Origin of the sequence: Mesorhizobium sp. M4A.F.Ca.ET.050.02.1.1 (assembly GCF_003997725.1) — a bacterium.
Lineage (GTDB): Bacteria > Pseudomonadota > Alphaproteobacteria > Rhizobiales > Rhizobiaceae > Mesorhizobium.
This window is the reverse complement of the sequence record NZ_RZSG01000275.1, coordinates 1-7,123: the sequence shown is the minus strand read 5'-3', so window position 1 is coordinate 7,123 and position 7,123 is coordinate 1. Positions and strand designations below refer to the sequence as shown.

Sequence of the window (7,123 nt, the reverse complement as noted above, 5' to 3'; positions counted from 1 at the left end):
ACATCAATATGTACATCAAACCGGTGTGGACGACGCCGAGCGTCGCCAGCATAACCCAGCTCCGGGCGTCGGCGGTGAGGTGGGAAAGATTGGCGAAGGGCGCCAGCATGACAGCGTCTTGGTGACGATTGCCGCCACGGCCCAGAAGAAGGCCGCCCCCAGCGCCATCACGATCCCGGTGAAATAGTCGGTGCCGACATCGCCGGCATCGGGCCCGGTCTGTACGATCAGCAGCATGCCGGCGAAGGCGATGGCGAGCCAGGCCAGCTTGGCCAGGGTCAGGCGTTCGCCAAGGAAGAGCGCCCCGAAGCCAACCAGCATGAAGGGCTGGGTGTTGTACACGGCGGTGGCGATCGAGATCGAGGCGCGGGGAAAGGCGCTGAACAGCAGCAGCCAATTGATGACGATGGCAGCGCCGCCGAGAACGGCAAGCCCAGCGACGCGCGGCGTCAATGTCCCGCGCAGCAGGCCGAGCGCGGCGCAGATGACGAGCAGCGTCGCCGCGCCGAAGGCGCATCGCCAGAACACCACATCAATGGCAGGCTGGCCAGAAAGCACGACGAACCAACCGATCGTGCCGAGGATCGCCATTGCCGCGGTCATTTCGACCGTGCCGTGCAGAGTATTGTTCATGAGGCAGCCTCTAGATCTTTATGGCTGCATGATCTCAAGCTCCGACGGCCATTTCCATGCCGACAGAAAGATGGTATGCCGTATTGACCTAATTAAATTAGGCAAAACCACTCTTTATCGTAGAATGTGAAAATGCTCGACGATCTTGACAGGCACCTTCTCGACATCCTCGTCCGGGATTCCAGAACGTCGCTGAAAGATCTGGCGCAGCAAGTCGGCATGTCGTCACCGAGCGTTTCGGAGCGGCTGCGGCGGCTGGAGGAGCGCGGCGTCATCCGCGCCTTCACCATCGAGGTCGATTCGGAAGCGCTCGGCTACCCGCTGCAGGCGATCGTGCGCATCCGGCCGCTGCCGGGCAAATTGCACATCGTGCAGAAGCTGATCGAGGAGACGCCCGAATTCGGCGAATGCGACAAGGTGACGGGCGACGACTGCTTCGTCGCGCGGCTGTTCGTGCGCTCGATCGGCGAGCTCGATCGGCTTCTCGACCGGATCGCCGACAAGGCGGAGACGAGCACCGCCATCATCAAGGCGCAGCCGATCCGCCGCCGCCCGCCGCCGCTGGGCGTCTAGCTATTTCAGAAAAGCCGTGAGCGGTTCTCCGTCCGGAATTGCGTAAAAGCAATTCGGCGTTTCCGTGAAACGGTGAACCGCTCTTGAGGTCACCCGTCCGGCAGGCCGAAGACGGCGCACGATCTGGCGATTCCGCGCAATTGATGTTCGCCCAGCGCGACCACGGGCGTTGATGTTTCCGCCGCGACAGCGCCCGAGATCAGCACGCTCCGTCCAAGCGGCCGGCACAGGCCTTCGAGCCTGCTGACGAGATTCACGGCCGGGCCGATCGCGGTGAAATCGAGCCGGTCGGCTGTGCCGATATTGCCCCAGACCATGTCGCCCAGATGCAGCGCCATGCCGAACTGCAGTTCGGGCATGCCCTGTCTGGCACGGTCCTGATTGAGCTGCGCCATTCCCGCCCGCGCCGCTCCGATCGCGCGCAACGCTGCCTCGCAAGCCACTGAAGCCGAGCGCTCGCCGACAGGAAAGATCGCCAGCACCCCATCGCCGATGAATTTCAGCACCTCGCCGCCGAAAGCGTGAACGGCACCAGCGATGCGGTCGAAGCTAGCGTTGAGCGCCGCCACGACCTGTTCGGCGTCCGTCTCCTCCGACAGGGCGGTAAAGTCCCGCAAATCGCTGTAGAGCAGGACGGCACGGATCGTCTCACCAACCTCGCGCCGAGAACGGCCGGCCAACACCTGCGCCGCGCTTCGCTGCCCAAGATAGGCCTCAAGCAGGGCCGACAGCGCCGACCTGGCAGCGAGAGCGGCAAGTGGCGCGGCGGCGAAGCGTGCCACCTGGTCCAGTGTATTCGATTCGTGCTCCGCGAGAGGGCGGACCGCGACCCAATTCAGTTTTGGACTCTCGGATTGCGTATCCTGACGCTCAGGCCCGACCGTGTAATTGTGCACGACACCCGTTCCCAGTCCCGCCAGCCATTCGCGTCCGAGATCGCCCTCCCCGGTTCCAGGCATCGTGCCGGCGCCAAAACCCAGCGCCTCCATGACGACGCCTGTCTCGGCCCGCCACAGCCAGGCGCGGCGCGTTATGATCGGATGCGGCGCGGCGAGCGTCAGGGATCCACCGGCGAGCGGCAGCCCATCGTCAACCAGTCGCGCGCCGAGCGTGGCCAGAAAGGCATCCGGTTGGACGGCGCTGCCGGCGCGGTCGACCAACCAGGCGAGAGTTGAAGAAAGCCGCATCGACACGATCATGCTTCGGCGTTCCGTCGCTGTCACCAGCGCGAAACAACCCGAGGAGTTTTTTGTTGAAAGGAAGGGCGATTTAGCTTCGAATCGAATGCGCTGGTCCGGCGCCGTGTGTCGGGCGAGCCGTGTTGCGGCGCGCACACCCGGGAGATTTCGATGGCTGAACCCTTGATCGTTCGTCGTGAGGTGCAGATCGCGGCGCCGCCGGCGACGGTTTTCGCCTTCCTGACAGATCCCGACAAGATCGTGCGCTGGATGGGAACGGAGGCAACGGCGGAACCCAACCCCGGCGGTCTTTACTTGCTGAATTTGGCAGGAAGGGCCACGGCACGCGGCCAATTCACCGAGGTCGTACCCGTCCACCGCCTTGCCTACAGCTTCGGCTGGGAGGGCAACGACCAGACTCCGCCGGGTTCGAGCCTTGTTGAAATCGACCTGGTCGAAGAGTCCGGCGGAACGCGGGTCAAGCTCACCCATAGCGGCCTTGCCGACCGAGAGATTTGCGACAGCCATGAGAAGGGCTGGACGCACTATCTGGGCCGGCTCGCAATCACCGCCGCCGGCGGCGACCCGGGACCTGACAAGATGTAGGCTGCGGCCGCGATTACCGACAGCCACGACACCAACCGCTAGAGCTCCAGCTTGTAGCCGATGTGGCTCGCCTTGAAGCCGAGCCGTTCATAGAAGCGGTGCGCATCCGCCCGGCTCTTGTTGGTCGTCAACTGGACGACCCTGCAGCCGCGCTTGCGGCATTCCCCGATCGCCCATTCGAGCAGGAGCTGCCCGAGCCGCTCGCCGCGCCGGTCTGCGGCGACGCGGACGGCCTCAATCTGGCCGCGCCATGCGCCCCGCAGCGACAGGCCGGCGAGATAGGAGATCTGCAGCGTGCCGATGACGCGGCCATCATCCGTCATGACGGCCAGGAACTGGTTGGGGTCGGCGTCGACAGCCGCGAAGGCGTCCCGATAGGATTTGGCCAGCGGTTGGCTGGCGTCCTCCCGACCGCGACCCAGTGGATCGTCCGCGAGCATGGTGACGATGGCCGGGAGATCGGCTTCCTCGGCGCGGCGGATGCGGATTTCGCTCATTGTCAAACCTCATGCACGGGTCCGGCGACCTTATGCATGGGCCATGCGCTTGCCGCAAATCCGCAAAAGCTGTGTTACGGACAGTTGATCGCGCAGGCGGCTGCCAGAGCACATTGGCTATCGCGATATACCGCTTTCTGGTCTATTGCAGGGCTCCCGCCATCCTCCAGCCGCTCTCACCCCATGTCAGGCCTGCTCAGCGATCCGTGGTTCTATGCCGCCGCCATTCCGGCGGTCATTCTCGTCGGCCTGTCGAAAGGCGGCTTCGGCGGCGCCGTCGGCTTCGTCGGCGTGCCGCTGATGGCGCTGGCCATGCCGCCGGTGCAGGCGGCCGCCATCCTGCTGCCGATCCTGTGCCTGATGGACATCGTCTCGGTCTGGACGTGGTGGGGCGTCTACGATCGCAAGATGCTGGTCGACATGATGCCGGGCGCGGTGATCGGCATCGGCCTCGGCTGGCTGACGGCGGCGCTGGTCACCGAGGAGATGGTGCGACTGATCGTCGGCGCGGTCGCGCTGATCTTCGTGCTGCGCTGGCTCTACCTGCAGTTCCGCCACGGCGCCGACCATGCAGCTGCGCCCAACCGCGTGGCGGCTGCCTTCTGGGGCACCGTCGCCGGCTTCACAAGCTTCGTCGCCCATGTCGGCGGCCCGCCCTTCCAGGTCTATGCCCTGCCGATCCGGCTCGACCCGAAAGTGCTGTCTGGCACATCGGCGATCTTCTTCGCCGCCACCAATGCGCTGAAGCTGATCCCCTACTTCGCGCTCGGCCAGTTCGACACCACCAACCTGACGGCGTCCGCCGTGCTGATGCCGCTGGCGCCGCTGGCGACCATCGCCGGCGCCTGGCTGGTGCGGCGCATGCGGCCGGAGATCTTCTATCCCTTCACCTACGCGACCGTCGCGATCGTTGCGGTCAAGCTGCTCTGGGACGGGATCGCCGGCCTGATATAGGCGGCGAGAATATCCGGCCGCCCTCGCCAATTGCGCTGTCAGGCGGCGCTTTCCACCAGCCGGCGGCCGCCGCCAAAGGCCAGCGTGGCGCCTGCCGCAACCACCAGCGCCATGCCGGCGAGGATGGCGATGTCGTGCACGGTCGGCTTGAGCACCATGTCGGCGATGATCACCAGCATCACCGAATAGTCGAAGCGGGCGGCGCCCATGACGCGCTGGCCCACGGCAAGGACGGCCGGAGTCACGCCATCCTTCGCGATCATGTCGGCCATGCGGTCGGCGCTCGGCTTGAACACGAGCATGCCGATCGCGAAGGTCGTGGCGTAACCGGCAAGGCCGATCAGGATCCAAAGGTCGGAAAAGCCAACCCAGAAAGCGCACATGATGAGGCCGAACAGCAGCGTCAGCATCGACATCGGCGCGAAGTAGCGGTTGCCCAACTGCCCGGTGGCGCGCATCGCCTGCAGCTTGCCCTCGACATTGCCGGCGCGCTCGGCAAGCAGTCCAAGCAGGAACAGCGCGAAACCGCCGCCGACCCACAGAGTGGCCGAGACGACGTGGAGAAACTTGACAATCGAATACCAGTCCATGGGTTCGCTCCTGGCGATTTGCGGTCGAGCGGATTTGCCCGCCGGTTCAGAGGAGCGGGCGTTTAGCGTGGCGCCTGTTTCGGAACGATGTCGCGTGGGAGGCGGGCTTGTTTCGGCACCGGCATTCGCAGCCGTGCGGCGGACCATGGCCCGAACCACATTGCCGGGGCCGATTCGGCATCACGGCGGCTGTCCTGTTACGGCACAGAAGCGGCGCGCCTGGTAAAAAAATCTCGGCGCCGTTAAGACTTCATTAAGCTTTACAGGCGTTTACTATGCGCATCCAGTGATCTGGATTCTTACCGAGTGGTTGGAGCCACTTTGTTTGACGCCTCCCTGTTAAACTCCTGAGAGCCGCCTTATCCGCGGCTCTTTTTTTGTCCGCGGGAACCGTCGGCCGGGCCGTTAACCCTTCGTTAAACATGTGCTTGCCTTCACCGGCGGCGAAGCGCATTTTCAAGCTCAGTCGTTTTAGGGTGCAGGGCGTTACGGCAAGAATGCCGATTCGGCTTGCGGCAGTGCAGGGGCGTAGCGATGAACGAGCCTTCCAAGGGAAGCGCGAAAACCATCAAATTGGCGGAGCGCCGGGTTTTCTCCCAATCCTTCAAGCCGCTCTATCAGGAGGGCATGGGCCTCGTCGAACAGGCCGCCGAATATCTCGACGGCAAGGGCCGGGCCGAGGCCAAGAAGTTGTCGCGGACGGCTGCGACGCTCTATGCGGCCGAATCGATGCGGCTGACCACCAGGCTGATGCAGGTTGCCTCCTGGCTGCTGCTGCAGCGCGCCGCCAATTCCGGCGAGATGACCCGCGACCAGGTCGCCTCGGAAAAGTCCAAGGTACGGCTCGACACCGCGTCCGCGCATGACGAGGCGATCGGCTGGAACGAACTGCCGAAGGAATTTCTCGACCTCGTCACCCGCTCGCTGCGCCTGCAGGCGCTGGTACGCCGCATGGACGAGGAGATCTACGGCAGTGCGCTGGCCGACATGCCGCCAGCCGCCCGCCGCGTCAATCCGGTCTCCGACCAGATCAGCCTGCTGAACACGGCCTTCGCCCGCGGCTGATCCGGCAGCTTGATAATTCGCTCTGATGGCCATCCAGCGCCGTTTTCTGCGCTTCCCTACAGCGCCGCGCGTCCTTTCGGACGCGCAAAGGACGCTGTAGCGCTTCTTGATTTTGCGCGCAGCTCACTGCACTTGAGTACGCTTCGCTCCGGTTCTCGAAAGCAACGCAATATGGCTCATCAGACCAAATTCTGAAGCTGCCTGTCCCTGCCTGAGCCGTTTCTGGTTTGTTCACATTTTGCTGGCATCGCCCTGCGTTGGAGGTAGACTCGGCGCATGGGGGAAGCGATTCGCATCATCGGCATCGATCCGGGGCTGAGGCGCACCGGCTGGGGCATCGTCGAGAGCCTCGGCAATTCGTTGCGCTTCGTCGGCTCCGGCACGGTGCGTTCCGACGACAAGGCGGCGCTCGCGATCAGGCTCTGCCAACTGCATGATGGGTTGGTCGAGGTGCTGCATCAAGCTATGCCGCATGAGGCCGCGGTCGAGCAGACCTTCGTCAACAAGGATGCGACGGCGACGCTGAAGCTCGGCCAGGCGCGCGGCATCGCCATGCTGGTGCCGGCGCGCGCCGGGCTGGTGGTCGCCGAATATGCCCCCAACGCCGTCAAGAAAGCGGTGATCGGCGTCGGCCACGGCGACAAGAAGCAGATCCACATGATGGTCAAGGTGCTGATGCCGAAAGCGGTGTTCGACACCGATGACGCAGCCGATGCGCTTGCCATCGCCATCTGCCACGCGCATCACCGGCAAAGCGCCGCCTACCGGATTGCAGCGCTGGCGTAAGGGGACAGCGATGATAGGCAAACTGAAGGGCACGCTGGACGAGATCGACGAGGATTTCTGCCTCGTCGACGTGCATGGCGTCGGTTATGTCGCCCATTGCTCGGCGCGCACGCTGGCCTCCCTGCCGTCGCCCGGCGAGGCGGTGGTGCTGTTCATCGAGACCTATGTGCGCGAGGACATGATCCGGCTCTACGGTTTCCAGTCGGCGCTCGAGCGCGAATGGTTTCGGCTCCTGATGAAC

9 protein-coding genes and 1 pseudogene are annotated in these 7,123 nt (G+C 64.3%); 6 read left to right on the top strand and 4 right to left on the bottom strand.

The features are described from left to right. Nucleotides 1-633: pseudogene (locus EOA33_RS18555) on the bottom strand (DMT family transporter); the annotation flags it as partial. Between the two features lie 132 nt (nucleotides 634-765). Here EOA33_RS18555 and EOA33_RS18550 point away from each other — a divergent pair. Next, on the top strand, nucleotides 766-1,206 hold the full coding sequence (locus EOA33_RS18550; protein WP_127406249.1) for an Lrp/AsnC family transcriptional regulator: 441 nt from the start codon (nucleotides 766-768) through the stop codon (nucleotides 1,204-1,206). Between the two features lie 89 nt (nucleotides 1,207-1,295). Here EOA33_RS18550 and EOA33_RS18545 read toward each other — a convergent pair whose 3' ends face one another. Then, nucleotides 1,296-2,393 (bottom strand): adenylate/guanylate cyclase domain-containing protein, encoded by a 1,098-nt coding sequence (locus tag EOA33_RS18545; protein ID WP_127406250.1) that lies wholly within the window; start codon nucleotides 2,391-2,393, stop codon nucleotides 1,296-1,298. Between the two features lie 162 nt (nucleotides 2,394-2,555). On the opposite strand from EOA33_RS18545, the gene EOA33_RS18540 reads away from it, so the two are divergent. Next, nucleotides 2,556-2,990, top strand: a complete 435-nt coding sequence (locus tag EOA33_RS18540) for an SRPBCC domain-containing protein (protein WP_126057861.1) — start codon at nucleotides 2,556-2,558, stop codon at nucleotides 2,988-2,990. A gap of 38 nt (nucleotides 2,991-3,028) precedes the next feature. Here EOA33_RS18540 and EOA33_RS18535 read toward each other — a convergent pair whose 3' ends face one another. After that, on the bottom strand, nucleotides 3,029-3,487 hold the full coding sequence (locus tag EOA33_RS18535) for a GNAT family N-acetyltransferase (RefSeq protein ID WP_126057862.1): 459 nt from the start codon (nucleotides 3,485-3,487) through the stop codon (nucleotides 3,029-3,031). A 183-nt stretch (nucleotides 3,488-3,670) separates the two neighbouring features. Here EOA33_RS18535 and EOA33_RS18530 point away from each other — a divergent pair, with 183 nt between their 5' ends. Then, entirely contained in the window at nucleotides 3,671-4,441 is a 771-nt protein-coding gene (locus EOA33_RS18530; RefSeq protein WP_126057863.1) for a sulfite exporter TauE/SafE family protein, read from the top strand. 38 nt (nucleotides 4,442-4,479) lie between these two features. Here the strand turns inward: EOA33_RS18530 and EOA33_RS18525 are convergent, their stop codons facing one another. After that, nucleotides 4,480-5,031 carry a DUF2269 family protein gene (locus EOA33_RS18525; RefSeq protein ID WP_126057864.1) on the bottom strand — a complete coding sequence of 184 codons (552 nt, stop codon included), beginning with the start codon at nucleotides 5,029-5,031 and terminating at the stop codon, nucleotides 4,480-4,482. 534 nt (nucleotides 5,032-5,565) lie between these two features. Here EOA33_RS18525 and EOA33_RS18520 point away from each other — a divergent pair. From EOA33_RS18520 to EOA33_RS18510, 3 genes are all read left to right on the top strand, one after another. Next, complete coding sequence (locus EOA33_RS18520) at nucleotides 5,566-6,096, top strand: DUF1465 family protein (RefSeq protein WP_126057865.1); 531 nt, start codon at nucleotides 5,566-5,568, stop codon at nucleotides 6,094-6,096. 276 nt (nucleotides 6,097-6,372) lie between these two features. After that, on the top strand, nucleotides 6,373-6,882 hold the full coding sequence (ruvC, locus tag EOA33_RS18515; protein WP_126057866.1) for a crossover junction endodeoxyribonuclease RuvC: 510 nt from the start codon (nucleotides 6,373-6,375) through the stop codon (nucleotides 6,880-6,882). A gap of 10 nt (nucleotides 6,883-6,892) precedes the next feature. Beyond that, the coding region (locus EOA33_RS18510) for a Holliday junction ATP-dependent DNA helicase RuvA (RefSeq protein WP_145989194.1) at nucleotides 6,893-7,123 on the top strand (231 nt) is incomplete at its 3' end.